A 23,961-nucleotide genomic window follows, 5' to 3' on the forward strand; every position below is an offset into this window, starting at 1 on the left:
GGTTCTCCCTTTTGCGGAAGCGCTTTTATTATCCTTTGACACTGCCGGCCGTAACTCCTTCTATGATCTTTTCCTGAAGAATAGCGTAGATGATCATGACCGGAAGGACGCTGAATACAATGCCGGCCGACATCTGGGCATAATTCGTGTTGTACGCGTCTCGGAATCCGACCATCCCGACGGGAAGCGTCCGCAGCTCGTCGCTCGACAAGAAATAGTTGGCAAGCAAAAACTCGTTCCAATTGCCGAGAAAATTAATAATAAACACCGTAACGATCGCGGGAACCGTGAGCGGAATAATAACTTTGGCGAATAGTCCGGCCGAACCCAAACCGTCGATGACCGCCGCCTCTTCAATCTCTCCGGGCAGCGAACGCATGAATGCCGCGAGAATGATGACCGAGAACGGGATCGCGTTGGCGATGTACGGAAGAATCAACGCCATATGCGTATCAAGGATGTTTAATTTTCGCATCACGCCGTAGATCGGCAGCAGCAGCGAGTTGTTGGGAATAAGCATGCCCAGCAGGATCAATTGAAACAAGGCGGCGCTGATCCGGTTGTAACGCATGCGGGTTACGGCAAAGGCCAGCATCGCCGCGAACAGAATCGATAAACAGGCGGAAACGACACCGATATATAAACTGTTAAAAAAATAAGTGTTAATCTTGGCGTTCACCCACGCATTAACGTAGTTGTCGAAGGTTATGGAGCCCGGCAAACCGAACGGATTCGCCGCGATATCCTGATTGTTCGTTTTTACGGAAGAAAACAGGACGAACAGGAACGGATACAGGATGATCAGCAGGTAACCCATCAGAAAAATATGCGGGACGATTTTTTTTAATGCTCTCATCAGTATTCAATCCTTTCTGTCCGTCTTGCCACAAAAAATTGATAAAGCGCGGTGAGGACGATCGTGAACACAAAGATCAGCACGGCGATGGAGTTGCCGAAACCATGTCTGAAACTCGTAATCGCGTAGCGGATCATATAAGTGGCCATCACATCCGTCGAACCGGCGGGCCCCCCTTTGGTCATGACCAGCACAATATCGGCCGCCTTCATGGCCCCGGCCATGGACAGCATGATCACAACGGAGATAATCGGCATCACGAGCGGAATGGTAATCCGGGTAGCCCGCTGAAACCCTGTGGCGCCGTCGATCGCCGCCGCTTCTTCCAATTCTTTGGGTATGGAAATAATCGCGGCCAGCACCATCACGATATAAAATCCGGTCCACTGCCAGGCGTTTGTGATCAAAATGGACAGCATCGCCCAATTTTTATCCGACAGCCAGTAGACCTGCGGCAAACCGAACACGCCCAATATTTCATTGGCCAACCCGAAATCGGGATTGTAAATGAAGCCCCACAGAATGCCGATCACGGCCGTCGACATAATGGACGGCATAAATACCGCTGTTTTGTACAAGCCTTTCAGCCGCTTCACATTGGCGATCAGCAGCGAGAAAATGACGATCAAGGGAACCTGGATTAAACAGGAGAACAGAATGAAGTAAACGTTATTCCGTACCGATTTCCAAAAAGCCGCATCTTGAAAAGCGGTGAGGTAATTGTCAAAGCCGATATACGTAATATTTTTGGAAATTCCGTTCCAGCTCGTAAAGCTGTTGTTCATGGCGCTCAAAATCGGATAAACGAAGAAGGCCAGGAACAACACAAATGCCGGAAGCACAAACAATCCATAGATCAGCGGATTTCTTAGCGCTTTATTCATAGTAACCTCCATGGCGGATGCCTTATTTTTTGTGAAAAAAGAGCGCCCCCTTTGGAGGCGGGTGGCGCCCTTCATCATCGTCAATCGCTATTGGCGGTCCTTATTGCGGCTCAGCCGCGTTCGCCGCGTCTTGAGCCGCCTGGACGTTCTCCAGCATTTTGACCGGATCGATTTCCCCGCCGATAATTTGCTGGATCCCCATGCTAAGCGCCGTATTGACTTCCGCTTGAACCAGGGCGTCAAACGCCGGGAACGAAGTCCCGATCTCGCTGACCGCTTTGAAAATATCCTGCATCAGCGGATCGTCCGAAGTCGTCTTCATTTGCTCCAGATCCATTTTCATCGCCGGCAGCACGCCGTCTTCTTTCAGTCCACGAAGCTGCATCTCTTCCGTCCACATGAACTTGATGAATTCTTTGACAGCCTGCAGCTTCCGCGGATCTTCCGCGACCGCACTGGAGAACCCGTACCCGTTGTTCGCGTCCTGCATGACCACCACCGGGTCTCCGGCTTTCAGCGGCGGCATGTTGAAGAATCCGATTTTACCGACCGTATCGCCTGCTTGTGCGGGATCCCGGAACACCGAATTGGCCCAAGAGCCATCCATCATCATGATCGCTTCGCCCGTAATGATTTGATTCCGCATGTCCGCATATTCAAATCCGAGCTCGCCTTTCTTGTAATAACCTTTCTGCACCCATTCCTGGTGCTTGGCTACGGCCTTGACCATATTTTCATCCGTCCACTTGGTTTCGCCCGTCTTGAAGCCGTAGGTAATTTCCGGCCCTCCGTAGTAAGACCACAGGTTGTTGGTTGTCATCAGCGGAATCCAGGCATCCTTGGAGGATTGGGCAAAAGGGATTTTGCCGTCGGCTTTGATCGTTTCGGCCAGCTTCTCCAGTTCATCCAGCGTGGCAGGCACTTTCAGCCCTTTCTCCTCAAAATACGCCTTATTGTAGAAAAATCCTTCGATCGACCCGCCGATCGGCAGTCCGTAGATCTTTCCGTCATGCGTGAACGGGGCCAAGGTGGTGAACTTGTCTTTGAGGCCGAGCTCCTCCAAAATCGGCGTCAAGTCCAGCATCAACCCTTCCTTGGCATATAGGGCGGCGTCCGGACTTCCGAAAACATCGAAAATTTCCGGCGGTTTCCCCGCAGCCATCTCGCCTCTCAGCTTTTCTTTCCGGTTTACTTCGGAATCGACGGCATCCAGCTTGATTTTGAGTCCCGGAACCGCTTCCTGCGTCTTTTTCACGACATCCTCTAGCAAGGCAAGGCGGAACTTTTTGGATTCGCCAACTTGCGTGTGACGGATCGTAATCTCAAACGGCTCCTCGCTGGCTTTGGGTTCGCTAGGTTTGTCGTTTGTCGCGGGCTGTTCTCCGTTTGTTGCGGGAGCTCCCTCGTTAGCGGCTTTTCCGCAGCCTGCCAGCATTATCGAGCTCAAAAGAAATAAACTCAGCAGAAGGACGAAGCTTTTTTTCATCTTTTTATGGACCCTCCTCATTGTCTGGTTTTGCTACACCTTCATTATAGAAAGCGCGTTCAATATTGGTAAGGAGGTCATTTTTCTATTCCAGGGATAAAATCATCTAAATGACAAAAAGAAAACGGTTCAACCTAACTTCTTGAGTTAAGTTGAACCGTTTCTCTTATAAAAATTAGATTTCATGTTACATTTGTTAACGCCAATTACGATTTCACACCAGCTGCTTGCCGCCGTCCCTCTTCAATCAACCGACCTGCCCGCTCGAGTTCCTCCGGCGTTGGCGAAGGGACCCCATCAAGCGGATAATCCCAGCCCAACTCTTGCCACTTGTAAATCCCCATCTGGTGATAGGGGAGAATTTCGAACTTCTCCACTCCCCGCAAACCACCGATAAAGCGGCCGAGGTTTAACAAATCCTGCTCATCATCATGGATGCCGGGAACAAAAACGTGGCGAATCCACATGTTACGGTCATGTTCCGACAACCATTCCGCCATCTTCAACATCCGATCATTCGGCTTGCCGGTTAGCTTGATGTGTTTCTCGTTGTCAATATGTTTCAAGTCCAACAGGACCAAATCCGTCACATCCAGAAGGTCGCGAATCTTATCCCCCTCATTGTAACCGTTGGTGTCCAACGTCGTGTGAAGATTCCACCGCTTCTTGGCTTCGCGGAACAGCTCGGTGACAAACGGAGCTTGCAGCGTCGCCTCTCCGCCGGATACCGTCAACCCGCCGCCCGAGGAACGGTAGTAGGTAAGGTATGGCTCAATTTCGGCCAGCACCTCGTCTACGGTCATCTCTTTCCCGTCCGTCAGGCTCCAGGTATCCGGGTTGTGACAATATTGACATTTCAGCAGACAGCCCTGCATGAAGAGGACGAAACGAATACCCGGGCCATCCACCGTTCCGAAAGTTTCCAATGAATGTATGCGACCTTTAAGCATGTTTCGTCACTCCTTTTATTTGTAAGCTGTCGTTGGACCAAGCATAGACCTATCTTTAAAATTCTTTCTGCTTACATCGAGCCGTGGAAGGTCCGATTGATGACATCCAGTTGTTGTTCACGGGTCAACTTGATGAAGTTGACCGCATAACCCGATACGCGAATCGTCAATTGCGGGTAGTTCTCCGGATGCTCCATCGCATCCATCAGCTGTTCACGGTCAAATACGTTGACGTTCAGGTGATGCGCCTTGCTGCCGAAATAACCGTCCATCATCGATACCAGGTTGGATTTGCGGCTTTCAGCTTCCTTGCCGAGCGCCTTAGGCACGATCGAGAAGGTGTTGGAAATGCCGTCCAAGCTGTGCTCGTATGGGAGTTTGGCAACCGAGCTGAGCGAGGCGAGCGCCCCCTTCTTATCCCGGCCATGCATCGGGTTCGCCCCCGGAGCAAACGGTTCGCCCGCTTTGCGTCCGTCCGGCGTAGAGCCGGTTTTCTTGCCGTAAACCACGTTCGACGTGATCGTCAATACCGATTGTGTCGGCATGGCGTTACGGTAAGTTTTGTGTTTGCGGATCATGCTCATGAATGATTCCACGAGCCCGACGGCGATTTGGTCGACACGATCGTCATTGTTACCGTAGCAAGGATATTCACCTTCGATTTCGAAGTCGACGGCAATGCCTTGCTCGTTGCGGATCGGCTTCACTTTGGCGTACTTGATCGCGCTCAGCGAGTCGGCCGCTACCGACAGTCCGGCGATACCGCAAGCCATCGTACGAAGAATGTCACGATCATGCAGCGCCATCTCAATGCGTTCGTAGCAATATTTGTCATGCATATAGTGAATAACGTTAAGCGTATTTACATAGAGCTTGGCAAGCCATTCCATCATCGGTTTAAACCGTTTCATGACTTCGTTGTAGTCAAGATATTCGGAAGTGATCGCCGGGAATTCAGGAGCGACTTGCGCACCGGATTTCTCGTCTCTACCGCCGTTAATGGCGTACAGCAGCGCTTTGGCCAGGTTGGCGCGGGCACCGAAGAACTGCATTTGCTTGCCGATTTCCATCGCGGACACGCAGCAGGCGATACCGTAGTCGTCACCGTAGATCGGACGCATCAGATCGTCGTTCTCATATTGAATCGAGCTGGTTTCGATGGAAACCTTGGCGCAGTATTTCTTGAACGCTTCAGGCAATTTCTCCGACCACAGAACCGTCAGGTTCGGTTCCGGCGCTGGTCCCAGATTGTACAATGTATGCAGGAAACGGAAGCTGTTCTTGGTAACTTTGGTCGTACCGTGTACGGACATCCCGCCGATCGATTCGGTTACCCAGGTCGGGTCGCCGCTGAACAGCTCATTGTATTCCGGAGTGCGAAGGAATTTGACGATCCGCAGTTTCATGACGAAATGGTCGACAAGTTCCTGCGCGCTTTCCTCGGTAAGTGTGCCTTCAGCCAGGTCGCGTTCAATATAAGCATCAAGGAAGGAAGAAACACGGCCCAGGGACATTGCGGCTCCATCCTGTTCTTTGACGGCTGCCAAGTATCCGAAGTACAACCATTGGAAGGCTTCTTTGGCGTTCTCCGCCGGTCTCGAAATATCGAACCCGTACATTTGACCGAGTTGCTTCAACTCATCCAGAGCGCGGATTTGCTCGGACAATTCTTCACGAAGGCGAATTACGTCTTCGTCAATGACGTCCACTTCAAGATCCTTCAGCTCTTTTTGTTTTTGCTTGATCAGGAAGTCCACGCCGTAAAGGGCGACGCGGCGGTAGTCCCCGATAATCCGGCCGCGGCCGTAAGCATCCGGAAGCCCGGTAATGATCCCCGCTTTACGCGCGGCTCTCATGTCGGAAGTATAGGCGTCGAACACGCCCTGGTTATGTGTTTTGCGAATCTTGGTGAACATATCTACAATCTCGCCCGGCAGGTCAAAACCGTAAGCCTTGCAAGAATTAATGACCATGTTAATACCGCCAAAAGGATGGATCGTCCGTTGGAAAGGGGCATCCCCTTGCACGCCTACGATCTGTTCCTTCTCTTTGTCCAAGTAACCGGGATTATGGGAAACAATCGTCGAAGGTTTATGAACGTCCACATCCAAAACGCCGCCCGCTTCTCTCTCCTTCTTGGACAGATCGGAAATGATGTCCCACAGCGCTTTGGTATTGGCTGTGGCGCCTTTCAGGAAGGATTCGTCTCCTTCATATGGCTTAATGTTCGTATCGATGAAGTCCCGTGTGTTCACTTCCCTCATCCATTTGCCTTTCTTAAATCCTCTCCAAGCCGTCTTAACTTCTTGCGTGTTTTGTACTTCTCTCTCGATCACCGACATCTTAATCCCTCCATATATATTTGAAGTGCGCGGCGTTGAAGGATGCTTTCCGCGCCTCACGATCCCTTAAATTTGTGATAATTTTCACATTTTAGACACTGATAAGTCCTTGATCTGATGTTGATGATCTCCGCTGAACTTACCAACGTACTAGGGATCATTTATATTTATATGATATAACAATCCCCTTAGAAAGATTGTGACAAATATCACACAAGGTGATATTTGTCACGTTGTTCGAGCCTTTTGTTCACTTATTCTTCAAATCTTCCGTAGAAGGCGTCCCGGTAAACTTCGGCCAGCTCCGATACCAATGGCAGCTTCGGATTGGCTGTCGTACATTGGTCTTCAAAAGCGCGGTCGGCCAAATAGTCAACCCGCGATTCGAAATCCTTCGGATCGAAGCCGAGTTCCTGGAAGGTTTCCGGAATGCCCAGTTTTCTGTTCAGATCGCGAATCGCATTGATCAAGCTCTTCACGCCTTCTTCCGTAGTACGGGCCGGTAGTCCAAGGATGCGGGCAATCTCGGCATACCGTTCGTCGGCAACGAAGTTCGTGTATTTAGGCCAAGCCGCGAATTTGGTCGGCTTCTTGGCATTATAGCGGATGACGTGCGGCATCAGGATCGCATTGGTCCGGCCGTGAGCGGTATGATATTGGCCGCCCCATTTATGCGCCAAGCTGTGGTTGATCCCCAGGAACGCGTTCGCGAAGGCCATACCTGCCAGTGTCGAAGCATTGTGCATTTTTTCCCGGGCCAGCTTGTCGCCGGTCAAAGCCGACTTCTCAAGGTATTGGAACACCAATTGAATCGCTTTGATCGCAAGGCCGTCCGTATAGTCGTTAGCCATAACCGATACATAAGCTTCGATCGCGTGCGTCAATACGTCCATCCCTGTATCGGCCACCGCGGTTTTCGGCAAGCTGTACACGAATTCCGGATCGATGATCGCCACATCCGGAGTCAGCTCGTAATCGGCCAAAGGATATTTCGTGTTGCCGTTGATTTTATCCGTGATGACCGCGAACGAAGTGACTTCCGAACCTGTACCCGAAGTGGTCGGGATCGCCACGAATTTCGCTTTTTGGCCCAGGCGCGGATACTTGTAAATCCGTTTGCGGATATCCATGAATTTTTGCTTCAAGTTGTGGAAATCCGTGTCCGGATACTCATAGAACAGCCACATGCCTTTCGCTGCATCCATCGGCGACCCCCCGCCGAGTGCGATAATGCAGTCAGGCTGGAATTTCGCCATGAGTTCGGTACCGCGTTCTACCGTCGTTGTCGATGGATCCGGCTCCACGTCGGAGAACACTTCGATAGCGACAGGTGTCTGACGTTGACGCAGATAGTGCTCTACTCTTTCCACGTAGCCCAGTTTTACCATCATCGGGTCGGTTACGATCAGCACACGGGAAATATCCGGCATTTTGGCAAGATATTGAGTCGAGTTTTTCTCGAAATAAATCTTGCTCGGCACTTTGAACCATTGCATATTCACGGTACGGTGATTCACCCTTTTCACATTGATCAGATTTACAGCCGTTACGTTCGACGATGTCGAGTTGCGTCCGTAAGATCCGCAGCCCAGTGTCAACGATGGAAGATTCGTATTGTAAATGTCGCCGATACCGCCTTGCGAAGATGGCTGGTTCACCAAGATCCGGCACGTCGGCATCCGGTCCGAGAATTTTTGGATAATTTCATCATTATTCGAATGAATGACCGAGGAATGGCCCATGCCGCCGAATTGTACGACTTCCAACGCGCGTTCGATCCCTTGCTCGGCCGTTTTCACCTTGTAGCAGGCAAGCACCGGGCTCAGCTTCTCGGCGGACAACGGGAATTTAGGTCCCACACCCTCGATTTCGGCTACGAGAATTTTCGTTCCCGCCGGAACGTCAATGCCGCACATTTCCGCAATCTTGACGGCCGGTTGACCCACGATGCTCGGATTAACCGCACATTTGTCGGCGATAATCGCTCCCGCGGTCAATTTGGCGGCTTCGTCCTTGTTCACGAAGTAGCAGCCGTTGGCGATCATTTTTTTCTTCACTTGATCAAAAATCGGTTCTTCAATAATCACCGCTTGCTCGGATGCGCAGATCATACCGTTGTCAAACGTCTTGGACAGAATCAGGTCGTTCACCGCTTGATCCAGGTTTGCACTCTTCTCGATGAAGCAAGGCACGTTGCCGGGGCCTACGCCGAGGGCCGGTTTGCCGCAGCTGTAAGCCGCTTTGACCATCGCCGATCCGCCGGTAGCCAGGATGCAGGCCACGTCGGGATGATTCATCAACGCGTTGGTCCGATCCATCGAAGGGTTCTCGATCCACTGGATACAGTCGGCCGGAGCCCCGTGTTTGATGGCGGCTTCGAGCAAGATCTTCGCCGCTTCCGCGCTGCATTTTTGAGCGGACGGATGAAATCCGAAGATGATCGGGTTCCGCGTCTTGATCGCGATCAGCGATTTGAAAATGGTGGTGGATGTCGGGTTCGTTACCGGTGTGATCCCCATGATGATACCGACCGGTTCGGCGATTTTCTGGAAGCTGTCGAATTGGTTGTCTTCAATAACGCCTACCGTTTTGTCGTATTTGATGCTGTGATAAATGTATTCGGTCGCAAACATGTTCTTGATGATTTTGTCTTCATAAACGCCGCGCCCGGTTTCCTCTACGGCCATCTTCGCCAGATGCATATGTTTGTCGAGTCCGGCCAGGGCCATCGCCTGCACGATTTTGTCGATTTGTTCCTGATCCATGGTCATGAACGCTTCGGAAGCTTTCTTCGCCTTGTCAATCAAAGTTTGGGTGTACTGCTGTGCATCCGGAGCTGCTTTTGTCGTCGCGTCATTCTTTACGGCCATTTCTCTCATCCTCCTAAGTGGGGTTATGGATAAACCTTTTATCTAATTGTGAATTATTTCACTTTGTGGTTTATCCTTATGAAGCCTTGCGCTTCTCTTGATGGTTAAAGCATACCACATCAGGTCCGGTTTGTATAGTGAAATTTTTCACGTAGTTTAAAAATATTTTGATTTACTTTCATTTTATCTGTTTGTTTTTTCAAAACTCATTTTCATTCCTTATCATAAAACAGTGAGGAGAGCCCCTTCTTCATATGATGTTCCTCTCCATTTCCGGCAGTTATTTCTGTATCATGAATCACATGGATAGTGAAATAAATCAACCTCAAAAAGTGAAAATAGTCACAATGTTAAAATTTCGACACTTTTTCAGCCTTTACAGGCCACTCAAACATGAAGAAACGTTATATAATTAATTTAAATTTTCAGATAACTTAGGAGTGCAAAGGGGAAATTAAAATGAGTGAAATGGTGAGCACCACACAGCCCCGCGGCAATACTAGCTGCTTTACAGAGCAAAATTTCAACCGGCTACTTGTAACGATGAAAGACAAGACGTACCCCGAAGGAACCCATCTTTTTTGGGAGGGCGACTTTTCCGATAAACTGTTCTACGTGAAGCGCGGCCGGATCAAATTGACGAAATCCACCGACGAAGGCAAAGAGTTGATCCTATACATGTACGGACGCGGCGATATGGTCGGCCAGGCCGATCCTTTCTTCAGCACCAAGCACAGCTTCACCGCCGAAGTCATCGAGGACAGCGAAATCGGCGTTATCGAACAGAAGGATCTTGAAATCATGATTTGCCAACACTGCGATTTCGCCATCGACTTTATGAAATGGATGGGAATCCACCACCGCCTGACACAGACCAAATTCCGCGACTTGATGATGTACGGCAAACCCGGCGCCCTCTGCTCGACTCTGATCCGTTTGAGCAACACTTACGGCGAACAGCACGGTGACAACATTCTGATCAACAAGAAGATCACGCACACCGACCTGTCCAACATGATCGGCGCCACACGCGAGAGTGTAAACCGGATGCTAAGCGATCTGCGCAAGAAAGACGCGTTGGAATACGAGAACGGGATGATTGTGATCAAGGATTTGGTCATGCTCCAGGACATTTGCCATTGCGAACTGTGCCCGAACGAGATCTGCCGAATCTGACTCGATTGTCTAAGCAGCCTGGAAGATGAGGACTCCAGGCTGCTTGCCGGTTTTGAAGTTCATGAGGTCATGATGTTCAAAATCGCTCTCGACTCCCCCTATCTATTCAACCAGCCTCGTGGCCATCCCCCGAAAAGGCTTCTTCTAAATCCCCTACGTTGTTATCCGCTATAGAACAATAGCCCTTATCCGATTCATGTTCTTATCGAAATGTAATTTCTCCCCGATTCTTTCCTGCCGGCTATACGGACTTCAGCCTCTCCGTTTCTTCGAAATGACGCTTCCTCATCGTGAACTTTCCGAGAATTACACAATCCATATGTCCGCTTCAAATCAAGCTAGGGTTGCCTTAACCTAACATAAAAAACATAAAAAAACGCCCCACCGGATTATCCCGTTGAGGCGGTCAGTCTGTAACAATACAACTGTTTCTTCAATTATTTCTTCCGAACCGGCGAGATGAACCAATAGGCCATACCGACAAACACGGCGCCTCCGACAATATTCCCGAGCGTGACCGGGATCATATTGTGGAACCAGCCTGCAAGGCTGACCGTTTCCGGGTGGTTCGGCAGGAGCACGGACAAACTGAGCAAGGTCATGTTGGCGACGCTATGCTCATACCCGCTGGCGATAAAGGCGTAAAGACACCACCAGATCAGCACCAGCTTGGAAATGTCGTCCTTCGCCCGGTTCGCCATCCAGATAGCGAGGCAGACGAGCCAGTTACACAAAATGCCGCGGAAGAACAGTTCCATTACAGGAGCGCCCATCTTCTTGGCCGCCGACGCAAACAGGAGATGCTCCGGCGCCGCGGTTTTAAACAACCCCGAACCAACGATAAGCAAACACAGGATGATCGCTCCTACCAGATTGCCGAGGAACACGATCCCCCAGTTTTTCAGGGTATCCCCTACCGTCGTTCTTTTGGCCAACGTACTTGCCGTAAAGAACATATTGTTTCCGGTGAACAGTTCGGAACCGGCGAAGATGACCAGGGTCAGCGCGATCCCGAAGGACATCCCCATGACCATCGTCTGAAACGGGGATTTGGCGGCGGCCAACGGGGCCCCGACGCTGAATATCAGGATAATCCCCAAGCCTACGTAAGCCCCCGCCAAAAGCGTGGATACAAAATATCGGAGCAGGCTTTCATTCATTTTCTCCTTTTTCTTAACGGCTGCTTCTACAATGGTCTCGACACTTTGCGTAAACATCGTCTCTTCCTCCCCAAACTCTCTCCTCAAAAAATGTACTGCTCTATTGCGGTTGGAGCGCCCCTGCCGCAATCCAGACTTGGCCGTCCTCCACCTTTACCGGTACCATTTCCGCTCGCCCGGTATCCGGAGCCTGGACAAGCCCCGTAGTCAAGTCGATTTTCCAGTCGTACAGCGGGTCGTACAAATAGTGTCCGGACACGATGCCTTCCGCAAGCGGTCCGCCTTTGGGATGGGGATTCTTGTTCAAAGCGGCGAATACCCGTCCGTCCGAGAGACGGAAGACGGCGATCTGCCGTCCCCCGGCCTCTACGACGCGGCCGATTTGAACCAGAAATTCATCCAACGCTCCGACAGGGTAAAACTCCTTCTCTTTTTCCATACTCACATTCTCTCCTTTCTTTCGCGCGATTCTTATAATTGATTGCTGACCTCGAGGCGATTGAACAACTTGCCGCTTTGCTCGCCTTCGCGAAGCATTTTCTTCCAAGGGTCTTCCACTTGCTTGAGCGCGAACTCGATCCGTTCCATCAACGCCTTGCGGTTCTCGGGATCATCCACCACCGCGGCTTTGATCGCATCCAATCCGATGCGCTCCACCCATTCCGAGGTTCTTTCCAGGTAGTTCCCGGTTTCCCGGTAGTATTGCATGACGGCCCCGACAATTTCAATCAGCTCATCGTCGGTTTTCACCTTGCAGAGCGAATCCGCAAGCCGCGCCTTAATCCCGCCGTTGCCGCCGACAAAGATTTCCCAGCCGCCGTCGTTGCCGACGATGCCGATGTCCTTCGTGCACGATTCCGCGCAGTTCCGCGGGCATCCGTTCACGGCCAATTTAAATTTCGCCGGGAAGTCCAGGCGTTCGAATTTGCGTTCCAACGTAGCGCCCATGCCCATCGAATCCTGTGTCCCGAAGCGGCAGAATTGCGAGCCCACGCAAGTTTTAACCGTGCGTAGCGATTTGGCGTAAGCGTAGCCCGACGGCATATCGAGCTCTTCCCAAACCTTCGGCAAATCTTCCTTCTTCACGCCGATCAGGTCAAGCCGCTGGCCGCCGGTGACTTTTACGACTTTCACATCGTATTTGACCGAAACGTCGGCGATGCGCTTCAATTCCTCCGGCGTCGTCACCCCGCCGTACATCCGCGGAACGACGGTGTAGGTTCCGTCCTTTTGAATATTCGCGCTCATTCGCTCATTAACAAAACGCGATTCCTTCTCATCTTCGTGCGTATCCGGGTACAGCATGCCCAGGTAGTAGTTGATGGCCGGCCGGCACTTCGAGCAGCCTTCCGGCTGGCTCCAGCCCAACACATTCATGACCTCTTTGGTGGTTTGCAGCCCTTTCTCCTTGATTTCCGCCACGATTTCATCCCGGCTCAGCGTCGTGCAGCTGCAGATGCCTTGTTTTGCCGTTTCCTTGAAACCATCGCCGAGAACATACTGCAGAATTTGTTCCACCACAGGTTTGCAGCCGCCACACGAGCGGGTTGCTCCTGTGCACGCTTTGATCTCATCGACCGTCGTCAGCCCCTGGTTTGTAATAACGTCGACAATCGTTCCTTTCGTTACCCCGTTACAGCCGCAGACAATTTCTTCATCCGGCATCGTTTCGACCGAGGTCGTCTTCTTGCCCCCGCCGCCGCAGCAGCCGGTTCCCATCAGCGAATCGTACAGCTCATCCGTCATCACCGTTTTCTGCTTAATCAGCTTCTGCAGTTCCGCCGAATCGGTAATGTCCCCGAACAGAACGGCACCGACCATAACGCCGTCTTTCAGCAAAATCTTCTTGTAGGTCCGCTTCCAGTCGTCCTTGTTGGCGATCACGGTATGTTCCGGTCCATCGATAAATTCGCCGGTCGAGAATACGTCGACTCCCGAAATTTTAAGTTTGGTCGACACGACCGAGCCTTCATAAGGGGCCGTCTCCACGCCGCTGATATGTTTGGCCAGCACCATCCCCTGTTCGAAAAGAGGGGCGACAAGGCCGTAGCAAACCCCGCGGTGCTCGGTACATTCGCCGACCGAGTAGACGCCGTCCATCGAAGTTTGCAGGTAGTCGTTGACCACGATCCCCCGGTTCACTTCAATCCCGCTTTCCCTGGCCACCGCCACATTCGGCTTGATTCCGACGGCCATCACGACGAATTCGGCCGCAAGCTCCGTACCGTCCGCAAAGCGCAGACCGCTTACCCGGGTATCGCCCAGCAATTCCGTCGTTTGGGCTCCCATTTTGAACTTGATGCCCTGACGCTCAAGCTCCGCCTTGAGCATCGATGCGGCCTGGTGGTCCAGTTGGCGCTCCATCAGATCTTCCATCAAATGAACGACGGTGACATCCATCCCTAGCTGCACAAGCCCCTTGGCCGCTTCGAGCCCCAGTAAACCTCCGCCGATAACGGCGGCTGTACGGCAAGTTTTCGCCGCTTCCAGCATTTGATTGCAGTCTGCGATATCGCGGAAACCGACTACCCCTTCTTTATCGCTGCCCGGAATCGGCAGGATGAACGAATTCGAGCCGGTGGCGATCAGCACCTTATCGTAAGGTACGCGCATGCCGTCTACGGTCACCACTTCTTTGGCCTGTTCGTCGATTTTCGCTACGGTTGTTCCCGTATGCAGGGTAATCCCGTTTTCGCGATACCAATTCAGATCGTTCAGCACGATATCATCGATCGTTTTGCTGCCTTCCAAAACGTAAGAAAGCATAATCCGGTTATAGTTCGGATGCGGCTCGCTCCCGAAAACGGTAATGTCAAATTTCTTTGTCAACTTCAAAATCTGTTCAACGGTGCTGATCCCGGCCATCCCATTGCCGATCACCACAAGCTTTTCTCTATCTGTCCCCATATCGGAAATGCCTCCTTCAAATTGACGCGGATTCTAACTGCATCGTCCTTGGTATCGTTCTATGCTTCGATTATATACTTAAAATTCAAACTAATGTGTGATCCATTTCACAATAATTGTGAAAAATATCACAAAAATATTCAAACTTTCTTGCAATTCTCTATTGCAAAATAGAAAATCACCCTCCCAACCCGGTTTTTGGATCTCTATAGTCACAAATGTACTGACTTTAAACTACGATACACTAAAATAGAACTATGTGATTGCAGTCACTTTGTTTTTGTCAATTTTACGCCAAAAACCTCCCGCTTAGGAAGTCTGGGAGGCTTTTGGCAAGGAATAGGACTGTATGATCAGTTCTTTAATACGTCATGATCGACGTAGCGTTCGCCATTGAGCTCACTGATAAGCTCTATGGCCACCTTCGCTCCGTCACCTGCGGTAATTATCGTGTGAACGCTTACACCGGCAACCGTACCTGCCGCCCATACCCGCGGCTTGCTTGTGCGTCCGAACCCGTCGGTTTCGATGACGGTCTTGATTCGCGGCTCGCGGCCTTCCACCAGATTCAGGCCGATGGTGTTGGCCAGTTCGGTCAACGCGCCTGTCGCCAGAATCACATGAGCCGCTTCGTAACTGCGGCCGCTCTCCGTTTTTACCGTCACCTTGGAGCCGCCGTTCGTATCGACTACCGTTACCTTCTCTTCGATAAACTTGGCGCCGAATTTCTGGGCCTGCTCCCGACCGATTGTCAGCAAATCCGGACCGGAAATATCCTTTGCCCCGTAATGGTTCTCAATCCAAGCCCGCTTCGTCATACTGGCGTTGCTGTCCAGAACGAGGGTCTCCTTCCCTGCCTTAGCGAGAAACAAGGCTGCGCTGGAACCAGCCGGTCCCGCTCCGATTACGATTACCTCAGCCACAAGTACACCCACTTTCCATATATTTCGTGCCGCCTCCCCGCAGGATAACGGCACGTTGTCCTACTCGATCCACGCCTCCGCCCAGTGCTGGACCTGCTCCATTACCGGACTGAGCGCCTTCCCCTTCTCCGTAAGCTCGTATTCGATGCGTACGGGGGTTTCAGGGTAGACATGTCTGACTACAATCCCCTCGTTCTCCAAGTCCTTCATTCGTTCGGAGAGCATTTTATCGCTCATGGCCGGAATGCCGTTGGATATGTCCTTAAACCGTTTCGGTCCGCTCATCAGCGTATGAATAATCAGACCGTTCCAACGTTTGCCGAGGATGACGAAGGCCGACTCAAAACGCGGACACATCGCATGCTGGTTTTCTTCCATAACGTTCTCACCCCATCGTTGTTAAAACCGGATTTATCGGTGTTAGCTTACATTTAGTTAGTATATTTCATCATAGCATATTTTTGTGCAAAAAAACACCAAGGGAAGGGGTGCGAATTTGATGCTCTCAAAAAAACGGCTGCCGGGCGGCAGCCGCTACTGCTAAATTATATTCCCTTCTCCGCCAGTTATACCCACCACATGTCTGACGCCGAATCTTCGATCAGCACTTGCTGAAGGTTCTTCACGGCCTTGGTGAAGCCTTCCTCGGTGGACATCAGGCCATCTTCATGTTCGATGCTTACTACGTAATCGTAACCGTGCAGACGAAGTGCGCTGATAATGTCCGCCCAGGTCTTCATGTCATGCCCGAAGCCGACGGTCCGGAACTGCCATGCGCGGTCCAACATAGCCGTGTACGGCTGCATGTCCGTAATGCCGTGGCGATTCACATTCACGGGATCGATCGTCGTATCTTTGGCGTGGAAATGGTGAATCGCACCCGCGCGGCCCAGAATCGAAATCGCTTGAACCGGATCGATGCCCTGCCACCACATATGGCTCGGATCCAGGTTCGCTCCGATCACTTCGCCCGCCGCTTCGCGCAAGCGGAGAAGCGTGGCCGGCGTGTGAACGGAAAATCCTCCATGGAGCTCCAGCCCTATTTTTACATGGTGGTCCGCCGCATATTTTCCCCACTCGGTCCAGTAAGGAATCACTTTGTTCTTCCATTGCCAGTCCAAAATCTCCTGGAAGTCGTTAGGCCAGGGAGCCACAGGCCAGTTCGGATACTTGGCGTCCTCGTGATCGCCCGGGCAGCCCGAGAAGGTATTCACAACCGGAACTTCCAATTGTTCAGCCAACTGCACCGTTTTTACGAAAACGTCGTGAAATTCTTGGGCGATCGCCTTTTGCGGATGGAGCGGGTTGCCGTGGCAGCTTAGCGCGCTGATGGTCAAGCCCCGAGACTCCACCGCTTTCTTGAAATTGCTGAGGGCCGTTTTATCGCCCAGCAGTTCGTCCGGATTGCAGTGCGAATTGCCGGGATGTCCGCCCGTGCCGATCTCGACCGCTTTCAACCCTTGCGCGGCGATAAGATCCAGCGCCTCCTCAAACGGGCGGCCGCCGAACAGAACCATAAAAACACCTAACTTCATGTCCCTACCTCCTATATCAAGATGTTTTGAGTGTCTTGTTATAAATTAGTCAAAATATACCGTTTTTCCTGTTTTCGCCGACTCGTAAATCGCTTCAAGAATTTCCGTTACAACAAGGGCCTGCTCCGGCTTAACGAGCGGTTCCTTGTCCTCAAGGATGGCTTCTACCCAGTATCTGGCTTCGCGGGTCGCATCGTTTTCCTGCTGACCCTCGAAGAACGCCACCCCGCCGGATCCGAAATCGACTTTCGTTTCGTAAAGCCGGCTTAATTTTTCGCCGTTCAAACGCAGCCCGTCGTTCATATCCGCCCCGCCTTCCGTGCCGCACAGCAAGGTTCTCGCTTCCCCGAAGTCGAGGACGTTGAGGGCCCAACTGGACTCCAGTACGATCGTCGCTCCGTTCTTCATCGTAATGAAGCCAAAGGCGGAATCCTCCACTTTGAATTGTTCCGGATCCCAAGGGCCGAACGCGTTGGCGGCATTCGCACGGCCGCCCAGCTTATGGAACACCGACCCGGTTACGCTTTTCGGCTCGTAGTTATCCATCAGCCACAGCGTCAAGTCCAATGCATGGGTGCCGATATCGATTAGCGGGCCCCCGCCTTGTTTCTCTTCGTCCAGGAATACCCCCCAAGTCGGTACCGCCCGGCGTCGCAGCGCCAGCGCTTTGCCGAAGTAGATATCGCCCAGTTCGCCGTTTTCGCAAACTTGCTTCAGGAACAAGCTGTCGTCGCGGAAGCGGTTCTGGTAAGCGATGCTCAGCTTTTTCCCGGTCCGTTTGGCCGCATCCAGCATTTGACGCGCTTGTTCCGCCGTTTTGGCCATCGGCTTCTCGCACATGACGTGTCTGCCGGACTCCAGCGAAGCGACCGTAATTTCCGCGTGGGAATCATTCGGCGTGCAGACGTGAACTACATCCACATCCGTTTCTTCAAGCAGTTTGCGGTAATCCGTATAAACTTTCGCGCCTTCCGCGCCGTACTCTTGCGCAGCCTTGGCCGCGCGCTCCTCAACGATATCGCAGAACGCCGTCATTTGAACCTGCGGCTGTTTCGCCAGGCTCGGCAAATGTTTGCCGTTGGCGATGCCCCCGCAACCGATAATCGCAACTTTCAAAATTTTAGACATTGATTCGTCCTCCTTGATTTCCGTAATCCCGCACCCAATCCATACTCGTTTTGATATTCTCCAACGCGTCGCCGGCGCAATGATCCTGCTCTACGACAAGCCATTCCACGCCTGCGGAGATCGCCGCGTCGGCAACATCCTTGATCGCCACTTCCCCTTGGCCGAGTTCCACGGTCTCCGCCGTTCCGTCCGTCTTGATCACCATGTCTTTCAAATGAAGCAAAGGCAGACGCCCGCTGTATCTTGAAATATACTCCAGCGGATCGAATCCCGCATAGCTGACCCAGCAGGAATCCAGTTCCATCTGAATCAACTCCGGCGGAATTTTGGCGAAGATGGCGTCCAGAACGGGCTGCCCGTCCAACTCCTCGGTCAATTCAAATTCATGGTTATGATAGAAGAGCACCATGCCCGCGTCGACGCATTTTTGACCGATCCGCTTCATGTCTTCAATGACTTCTTCCCAGCGTTCGCGGTCTTTCTCCTCCAAATAAGGGAAAATAAGATAGCGGTTGCCGATCGCCTTGTTAAACGCGATCTCTTCATCCAAAGCGTGAAGAAGCCGTCCGTACGATGTATGGGCTCCTAAAGCAACCAGGCCGGTCTCCTCCAGAATCGCCTTGACCTGTTCGGGCGTCCGCCCGTAAAATCCGGCAAATTCCACACCCTGGTAGCCAAGACCGGCGACCTTCCGAAGCGTACCTTCAAAATCGCGCTCCATGGCTTCGCGTACGGTATAAAGCTGTAAACCTACTTTAACCATAATTAATCACCTCTACAATTGGATTTTTGGTGGGTTGGCCATATTATGGCTCGTCATTTGGCGGTTTGAAGCATGAATGCGCTGGACAGCTCGATATGGCGGCCCTCTCGGGATGAACGCTCATATGCGTGCATCGCCTCAAGTACATGGTAGGCCGCGGCCCCGCTGGCCCGATGCCCTTCGCCCGACGCAATCGCCCTCGCCATATCCTCCAGGCCACGCCCCCGCTCATTCGGTCCGCTCTCAAACGCCGGCGGCACCGGACGCCACTCCTCGTCGCCGTGAAGCCGCACCTTGACCTCGCCGTTGAAATAATTCGGATCGGGCACGCTCAGCGTTCCTTTCGTACCGTAAATCTCCATGGAAGGAAGCGCGCTTCCGCCGGGGATATCGAAGCTGGTCACCAAGGTGCCCACCGCCCCTGAGGCGAAACCCAGCCTCCCGCTGTAATGCGTGGGCGTCCGTACCGGGATGCTCTCGCCCGCCCGGGGTCCCGTTTGAATACTTCGCTCGGGACCCGGGGGGGAGACGATCGCGCTAATGCGCGAAATCGGCCCCAGCAATTGCACGAGCGCGGTCAAATAGTAGGGCCCCATGTCAAACATCGGACCGCCGCCCTCGGCATAGAAAAACGCCGGATTCGGATGCCAATTTTCCGGACCGCCGCCCATCATAAACGCGGTGGCCGCTACAGGCTTGCCGATCAAGCCATCCTGGATGGCTCGCCGGCTCGTTTCGATACCCGCCCCGAGAAAAGTATCGGGAGCGCAGCCGACGCGCAGCCCCTTGGCTTCGGCCAACTCCAGCGTCGCTTTCGCCTCCTCGAGCGAGACGGATAAAGGCTTCTCCACATAAACGTGCTTCCCTTTTTGAAGCGCATTCATATTAACCGAAGCATGCGACGAAGGGACCGTCAAATTCAGGATCAGTTCGATTTCCGGATGATTCAGCAATTCCTCCACTGTGCATACGTTTGCAATGCCGAACTCGGCTCCCCGCTCATGAGCCTTTTCGGGTAGCAGATCGGCCAAGGCATGCACCTCAACGACTTCGCTCCGGGCGAGATACGTTAAATAGGCAGGGCTGATGTTCCCGCAGCCGATCATCCCGACTTTCATTTTTGTCATTCTCATCACTCCTCCCAGGAAGCGATCGTGGTGTCATTAGACTCACCTACATGGTATTTCAAATTGTCTTATTGTAAAATGAATAATATGATTAAAACATGAACGATCTGGTCATTATTTTTTTAAAAGTACAGGGGAAAGCCATTTATGGATCACAAAAACCTGCAGATATTGCTAGCCGGTTATTCGCTTCACAGCAAGCCTTTCCACATTTTCCAGCCGGAAGGTTTAGAAAGTTACCTGATTCGGCTGCAGGCTTCCGGCCGCTGCCGCACCCGCCTGTCCGGCAACCTGGAGCTGCTGGAACCGGGGGATCTTCTGCTCGTCGCCCCCGGCCAGCCCTATGAGCTGCGGATCGACGCCGAGGAGACGGCGCTTGGGGAGCCTGTGGTAAACAGCGGGGATTATCATATATTTCTGGCCGGGGAATGGGTGGAATCCTGGTGGACTAAAACGGACCGCCCGAGAAAAGTCAAGGTCCCTCTCTCCGAAGGGATTCTCGGGGTTTTCCGGCAGATTATGCTGGAGCAGCGGCGGATTTCCAATCCTTCTCCCGAAATCGCCGAATATTACCTAAAGATTCTGTGCATGGATATCGACCGGAATTTGCTGCAGCAGCCGCTGCCCACCACTTATCCGACCTACCTTGCCCACAGGATCAAAAATTATATCGAGGAAAACGCCGCCATTCCATTCAAGTTGGAGGACGCCGCCGCTCATGTGGGAATCAGCGTTTCCCGTGCCGTCCACCTGTTCAAGGAAACGTTCAACACGAGCATCATCCAGTACACGCTCGAGGTCCGGCTGAACATGGCCCGCGAGCGGATCATTTTCAGCCCGCTGACTTTGGAGCATGTGGCCGAAAGCTCTGGATTTCCGAGCTATAACTACTTTCACAAGGTGTTTCGCAAACGTTTCGGCATGTCGCCGAAGCAGTACCGCCAAACCGCCCGGAATACCGGCGCCGAACCGAACTGAAAGCAAACGCCGCCGTCCCTTCCTGGCGGAAGTCGACGGCGGCGTTTAGGTTCAGCGGGGTTATCCGGCCTTAGGTCGGCAGGTTGCCCTGTTTTAGCTTTTGATCGATTTGGTTCAAGCGCTCTTTCTTCTTCTTCATCATGAGTCCGATGCCGACGACCAGGATGATGGCGATGACTTCAAAACCGTACTTGACCCATGCCATCGCGAACCAGTCATGAATCAACGGCTCTTCGACCAGCATTTTCGCGGCTGTCCAAGCCAGAACGGCCGCCCCGATCGTAATGACGACCGGATAACGCTCCGTCAGCCGGAGGATGATCGTACTGCCCCATACCATGATCGGCACCGATACGGCCAGTCCGACAATGACGAGCGTGTAATCGCCGTGTGCGGCGCCCGCGACGGCCAACACGTTGTCCAGGCCCATCATCGTATCGGCGATGATAATCGTGCGGATGGCCGCCCACATTTGGTTGCCGGCGTTAATCTCGTGGCTCTTCTCTTCTACCAGCAGCTTGTAAGCGATCCATAGCAACGCAAGCCCCCCGACAAGACGAAGTCCCGGAATATTGAGCAGTTGCAGCACCAGGACCGTCATGATAACACGAACGATGATCGCACCGAGGGTTCCCCACAAAATGACTTTCTTCTGGTCCGCCTTCTGAACGTTTCTCGCCGCAAGTCCGATTACAATGGCATTGTCACCGGCCAGTACAAGGTCGATCAGGATGATGGAAAATAGGGCGGTCCAAAAATCTACACTCAAAAAATCCATGCTCTCTCCCCTTTCTGTCCTATCCATACGCTGGCTTCCGGCGCAAAAAAAATACGCCGTGCTTGTATTGGGCACGACGCATATACGCATCAAAAAGACCTTTACCCAATACTCGCACCGGGCAAAGGTCTCGCTAACAACGAAAGGTTGCCAATAAAGCCGGGGCTTACAACCCGTAATGACGACTTTATTGTAACAGCTACTCCCCTTTGGGAACCATGCATGTTAAATTGAGATTATTATAGCATGGCGATGATAAAAGCGCTAGATTTTTCCGTCGACAAGTTTGAGAGATACATGAACTGATATAGTATTTAGATAGAATGAGGTTGAGAGGAGTCTTCATGAAAAATTGGATGGCGCTGGCGGTTTATGCCGCCGCCTTTGTTCTGGCTTTCGCTTGCCGGCATGAGCTCTCCCGCTGGCTGACCGCGGGGCCGCCGCTTTGGATGCTTCTCGCCCTGTCCACGCTGCTGGCCGTCTTTCCCGTCATGCCTTATCGGCTGGTCATCGCGGCGGCGGGCTTTGCGGCGGGAGCTTTCTGGGGCGGCTTCATCACGCTGATCGGCTCCACCTTGGCGGGCGCGGCGTATTACTGGGGAGCCGCCTACGGTTTCGGCCATGCCGCCCGCGGATGGAGCGGCCGGTTCAAGCCGCTCGAACGCATAACGGCGGCGATCGATCGGCGTCCTTTTACAGCGATCGTCGTCTGCAAGCTGATCCCGGTTCTGCCGCAAACGGCCGTGAATGTTTATGCCGGCGCTTACGGAATCCGGTTCTCCGTCTATCTCGCCGCATCGGTTATCGGCAAACTGCCCAGCATGTTCTTCTATGCTTATTTGGGCGCTTCCCTGTTCGATCGCCCCTGGCTTGCCGCCGGAGCCATTGCCGTTTACATGCTGTTTGTTCTCGCTATTTTAACGGTGTACCGGAAATTATGGAAAACCTGACCACCGGGCGGTTTGGGATTTCTGCCAAAACACGCTATAATGGAAGCCGGAATCACCCCCGACTCATGACCTTAACTAATCGCCAAATCGAAACGGAGGGATCAGCTTGAATCCATCGCAGGCTTCCAAACTGGAGCTGGCCACTTTTGCCGGAGGGTGTTTTTGGTGCATGGTTTCGCCCTTTGAGGAACTCCCGGGCATCCATGGCATCATTTCGGGGTATACCGGAGGCAGGACGGAGAATCCGACTTATGAAGAAGTGTGCTCCGAACAAACCGGTCACTATGAAGCCGTACAGATCAAATTTGACCCGGCTATCTTTCCTTACCGCAAGCTCCTAGAGCTTTACTGGCAGCAAATCGACCCCACCGATGAGGGCGGGCAATTCCATGATCGCGGCGAATCTTACCGGACAGCGATTTTTTATCATAATGAACGGCAGCGTGAAGAAGCCGAGCAGTCGAAGCGCGAGCTAGCCGCAAGCGGCCGGTTCAGCAAACCGATCGCTACGCAAATCCTGCCCGCCGCTCCGTTCTACCCGGCCGAGGAATACCATCAAAATTACCACAAGAAGAATCCGGGGCACTACAAGCGTTACCGCAAGGGATCGGGACGCGAGGATTTCATCGAGCGCCATTGGTCAGGTCCGGCCGACCCCGAGGAGCTCAAGAAACGGCTAACCCCGATTCAGTTCGAAGTAACGCAAAACAACGCCACGGAACGTCCGTTTACCGGAGAATATTGGGATCATACGGAAGACGGCATCTATGTGGATATCGTTTCGGGCGAGCCGCTGTTCAGCTCGCGCGATAAATACGATGCGGGCTGCGGCTGGCCGAGCTTTACGCGGCCACTGCGCGAGTACAGCATCAAGGAAAAGACCGACACGAGCCACTTTATGATTCGGACGGAGGTCCGCAGCCGGCAAGGCGACTCCCATTTGGGACATGTGTTCGAAGACGGACCCGAACCGACGGGACTGAGGTACTGCATCAATTCCGCGGCTCTCCGCTTTATCCCGAAAGAGGATTTGGAGAAGGAAGGCTACGGAGAATATCTCTATTTGTTCGACTCTCCTTCCGAGAACGAATAACGAAGTTATCGCTTCGCAGGAAGACAAAGCGGCAGCCGGCGGGAAGAACCCATTC

General features: G+C 52.5%; 20 protein-coding genes. 4 read left to right on the top strand and 16 right to left on the bottom strand.

The genetic code is table 11. The features are described 5' to 3' along the window. Positions 1 to 28: 28 nt before the first annotated feature. From LBW89_RS23195 to adhE, 6 genes are all read right to left on the bottom strand, one after another. A complete protein-coding gene (locus LBW89_RS23195) occupies positions 29 to 856 on the bottom strand; it encodes a carbohydrate ABC transporter permease (protein WP_213504695.1) in 828 nt (275 codons plus the stop codon). Further along, positions 856 to 1,740: a carbohydrate ABC transporter permease gene (locus tag LBW89_RS23200; protein WP_225040544.1), complete on the bottom strand. Its 885-nt coding sequence runs from the start codon at positions 1,738 to 1,740 to the stop codon at positions 856 to 858. The genes LBW89_RS23195 and LBW89_RS23200 overlap by 1 nt, the downstream gene beginning before the upstream one ends. A 100-nt stretch (positions 1,741 to 1,840) precedes the next feature. Further along, positions 1,841 to 3,226, bottom strand: a complete 1,386-nt coding sequence (locus LBW89_RS23205; protein ID WP_148451771.1) for an ABC transporter substrate-binding protein — start codon at positions 3,224 to 3,226, stop codon at positions 1,841 to 1,843. A 206-nt stretch (positions 3,227 to 3,432) separates the two neighbouring features. Then, positions 3,433 to 4,176, bottom strand: a complete 744-nt coding sequence (gene pflA / locus LBW89_RS23210; RefSeq protein ID WP_148451770.1) for a pyruvate formate-lyase-activating protein — start codon at positions 4,174 to 4,176, stop codon at positions 3,433 to 3,435. A gap of 71 nt (positions 4,177 to 4,247) precedes the next feature. Then, entirely contained in the window at positions 4,248 to 6,518 is a 2,271-nt protein-coding gene (gene pflB / locus LBW89_RS23215; RefSeq protein ID WP_148451769.1) for a formate C-acetyltransferase, read from the bottom strand. Between the two features lie 254 nt (positions 6,519 to 6,772). Further along, on the bottom strand, positions 6,773 to 9,388 hold the full coding sequence (gene adhE / locus LBW89_RS23220; RefSeq protein ID WP_148451768.1) for a bifunctional acetaldehyde-CoA/alcohol dehydrogenase: 2,616 nt from the start codon (positions 9,386 to 9,388) through the stop codon (positions 6,773 to 6,775). Between the two features lie 459 nt (positions 9,389 to 9,847). On the opposite strand from adhE, the gene LBW89_RS23225 reads away from it, so the two are divergent. After that, on the top strand, positions 9,848 to 10,564 hold the full coding sequence (locus LBW89_RS23225) for a Crp/Fnr family transcriptional regulator (RefSeq protein ID WP_148451767.1): 717 nt from the start codon (positions 9,848 to 9,850) through the stop codon (positions 10,562 to 10,564). Between the two features lie 437 nt (positions 10,565 to 11,001). On the opposite strand, the gene LBW89_RS23230 is transcribed toward LBW89_RS23225, so the two are convergent. The 9 genes from LBW89_RS23230 to LBW89_RS23270 form a co-directional block, all read right to left on the bottom strand. Then, on the bottom strand, positions 11,002 to 11,781 hold the full coding sequence (locus tag LBW89_RS23230; RefSeq protein WP_148451766.1) for a formate/nitrite transporter family protein: 780 nt from the start codon (positions 11,779 to 11,781) through the stop codon (positions 11,002 to 11,004). 43 nt (positions 11,782 to 11,824) lie between these two features. After that, positions 11,825 to 12,163, bottom strand: a complete 339-nt coding sequence (gene nirD, locus LBW89_RS23235; protein ID WP_148451765.1) for a nitrite reductase small subunit NirD — start codon at positions 12,161 to 12,163, stop codon at positions 11,825 to 11,827. 32 nt (positions 12,164 to 12,195) lie between these two features. Beyond that, positions 12,196 to 14,631 (bottom strand): nitrite reductase large subunit NirB, encoded by a 2,436-nt coding sequence (gene nirB, locus LBW89_RS23240; protein ID WP_225040546.1) that lies wholly within the window; start codon positions 14,629 to 14,631, stop codon positions 12,196 to 12,198. 353 nt (positions 14,632 to 14,984) lie between these two features. Continuing rightward, complete coding sequence (locus LBW89_RS23245; protein ID WP_148451763.1) at positions 14,985 to 15,554, bottom strand: NAD(P)/FAD-dependent oxidoreductase; 570 nt, start codon at positions 15,552 to 15,554, stop codon at positions 14,985 to 14,987. Positions 15,555 to 15,614: 60 nt separating this feature from the next. After that, complete coding sequence (locus tag LBW89_RS23250; RefSeq protein ID WP_148451762.1) at positions 15,615 to 15,932, bottom strand: winged helix-turn-helix transcriptional regulator; 318 nt, start codon at positions 15,930 to 15,932, stop codon at positions 15,615 to 15,617. 188 nt (positions 15,933 to 16,120) lie between these two features. Continuing rightward, positions 16,121 to 17,089 (bottom strand): sugar phosphate isomerase/epimerase family protein, encoded by a 969-nt coding sequence (locus LBW89_RS23255; protein ID WP_213504698.1) that lies wholly within the window; start codon positions 17,087 to 17,089, stop codon positions 16,121 to 16,123. Between the two features lie 45 nt (positions 17,090 to 17,134). Beyond that, entirely contained in the window at positions 17,135 to 18,217 is a 1,083-nt protein-coding gene (locus LBW89_RS23260) for a Gfo/Idh/MocA family protein (RefSeq protein ID WP_148451760.1), read from the bottom strand. Continuing rightward, positions 18,210 to 18,980 (bottom strand): sugar phosphate isomerase/epimerase family protein, encoded by a 771-nt coding sequence (locus LBW89_RS23265; protein ID WP_225040548.1) that lies wholly within the window; start codon positions 18,978 to 18,980, stop codon positions 18,210 to 18,212. Before LBW89_RS23265 ends, LBW89_RS23260 begins: the two co-directional genes overlap by 8 nt. A 53-nt stretch (positions 18,981 to 19,033) precedes the next feature. Further along, on the bottom strand, positions 19,034 to 20,107 hold the full coding sequence (locus LBW89_RS23270) for a Gfo/Idh/MocA family protein (RefSeq protein WP_225040550.1): 1,074 nt from the start codon (positions 20,105 to 20,107) through the stop codon (positions 19,034 to 19,036). 147 nt (positions 20,108 to 20,254) lie between these two features. Between LBW89_RS23270 and LBW89_RS23275 the strand changes: the two genes are divergently transcribed. Beyond that, on the top strand, positions 20,255 to 21,085 hold the full coding sequence (locus tag LBW89_RS23275) for an AraC family transcriptional regulator (RefSeq protein ID WP_148451757.1): 831 nt from the start codon (positions 20,255 to 20,257) through the stop codon (positions 21,083 to 21,085). Between the two features lie 70 nt (positions 21,086 to 21,155). Here the strand turns inward: LBW89_RS23275 and LBW89_RS23280 are convergent, their stop codons facing one another. Continuing rightward, positions 21,156 to 21,863 carry a TerC family protein gene (locus tag LBW89_RS23280; RefSeq protein WP_225040552.1) on the bottom strand — a complete coding sequence of 236 codons (708 nt, stop codon included), beginning with the start codon at positions 21,861 to 21,863 and terminating at the stop codon, positions 21,156 to 21,158. Between the two features lie 344 nt (positions 21,864 to 22,207). Here LBW89_RS23280 and LBW89_RS23285 point away from each other — a divergent pair, with 344 nt between their 5' ends. Together LBW89_RS23285 and msrB are read left to right on the top strand one after the other, a co-directional pair. Continuing rightward, complete coding sequence (locus tag LBW89_RS23285) at positions 22,208 to 22,813, top strand: TVP38/TMEM64 family protein (protein ID WP_213504702.1); 606 nt, start codon at positions 22,208 to 22,210, stop codon at positions 22,811 to 22,813. 106 nt (positions 22,814 to 22,919) lie between these two features. Beyond that, a complete protein-coding gene (msrB, locus tag LBW89_RS23290; RefSeq protein WP_148451754.1) occupies positions 22,920 to 23,906 on the top strand; it encodes a peptide-methionine (R)-S-oxide reductase MsrB in 987 nt (328 codons plus the stop codon). The last annotated feature ends 55 nt before the right edge of the window (positions 23,907 to 23,961 follow it).

It is taken from the genome of Paenibacillus sp. alder61 (assembly GCF_020179875.1).
Classification (GTDB): domain Bacteria; phylum Bacillota; class Bacilli; order Paenibacillales; family Paenibacillaceae; genus Fontibacillus; species Fontibacillus faecis.

What these genes read in the sequence shown, in the direction of transcription:
- LBW89_RS23195 (WP_213504695.1), bottom strand. Translation starts at nt 856, where the DNA reads ATGAGAGCATTAAAAAAAATCGTCCCGCATATTTTTCTGATGGGTTAC.
- LBW89_RS23230 (WP_148451766.1), bottom strand. Translation starts at nt 11,781, where the DNA reads ATGTTTACGCAAAGTGTCGAGACCATTGTAGAAGCAGCCGTTAAGAAA.
- adhE (WP_148451768.1), bottom strand. Translation starts at nt 9,388, where the DNA reads ATGGCCGTAAAGAATGACGCGACGACAAAAGCAGCTCCGGATGCACAG.
- nirD (WP_148451765.1), bottom strand. Translation starts at nt 12,163, where the DNA reads ATGGAAAAAGAGAAGGAGTTTTACCCTGTCGGAGCGTTGGATGAATTT.
- LBW89_RS23250 (WP_148451762.1), bottom strand. Translation starts at nt 15,932, where the DNA reads ATGGAAGAAAACCAGCATGCGATGTGTCCGCGTTTTGAGTCGGCCTTC.
- LBW89_RS23200 (WP_225040544.1), bottom strand. Translation starts at nt 1,740, where the DNA reads ATGAATAAAGCGCTAAGAAATCCGCTGATCTATGGATTGTTTGTGCTT.
- LBW89_RS23260 (WP_148451760.1), bottom strand. Translation starts at nt 18,217, where the DNA reads ATGTCTAAAATTTTGAAAGTTGCGATTATCGGTTGCGGGGGCATCGCC.
- LBW89_RS23265 (WP_225040548.1), bottom strand. Translation starts at nt 18,980, where the DNA reads ATGGTTAAAGTAGGTTTACAGCTTTATACCGTACGCGAAGCCATGGAG.
- nirB (WP_225040546.1), bottom strand. Translation starts at nt 14,631, where the DNA reads ATGGGGACAGATAGAGAAAAGCTTGTGGTGATCGGCAATGGGATGGCC.
- pflA (WP_148451770.1), bottom strand. Translation starts at nt 4,176, where the DNA reads ATGCTTAAAGGTCGCATACATTCATTGGAAACTTTCGGAACGGTGGAT.
- LBW89_RS23270 (WP_225040550.1), bottom strand. Translation starts at nt 20,107, where the DNA reads ATGACAAAAATGAAAGTCGGGATGATCGGCTGCGGGAACATCAGCCCT.
- LBW89_RS23285 (WP_213504702.1), top strand. Translation starts at nt 22,208, where the DNA reads ATGAAAAATTGGATGGCGCTGGCGGTTTATGCCGCCGCCTTTGTTCTG.
- LBW89_RS23275 (WP_148451757.1), top strand. Translation starts at nt 20,255, where the DNA reads ATGGATCACAAAAACCTGCAGATATTGCTAGCCGGTTATTCGCTTCAC.
- LBW89_RS23255 (WP_213504698.1), bottom strand. Translation starts at nt 17,089, where the DNA reads ATGAAGTTAGGTGTTTTTATGGTTCTGTTCGGCGGCCGCCCGTTTGAG.
- LBW89_RS23205 (WP_148451771.1), bottom strand. Translation starts at nt 3,226, where the DNA reads ATGAAAAAAAGCTTCGTCCTTCTGCTGAGTTTATTTCTTTTGAGCTCG.
- LBW89_RS23225 (WP_148451767.1), top strand. Translation starts at nt 9,848, where the DNA reads ATGAGTGAAATGGTGAGCACCACACAGCCCCGCGGCAATACTAGCTGC.
- pflB (WP_148451769.1), bottom strand. Translation starts at nt 6,518, where the DNA reads ATGTCGGTGATCGAGAGAGAAGTACAAAACACGCAAGAAGTTAAGACG.
- LBW89_RS23280 (WP_225040552.1), bottom strand. Translation starts at nt 21,863, where the DNA reads ATGGATTTTTTGAGTGTAGATTTTTGGACCGCCCTATTTTCCATCATC.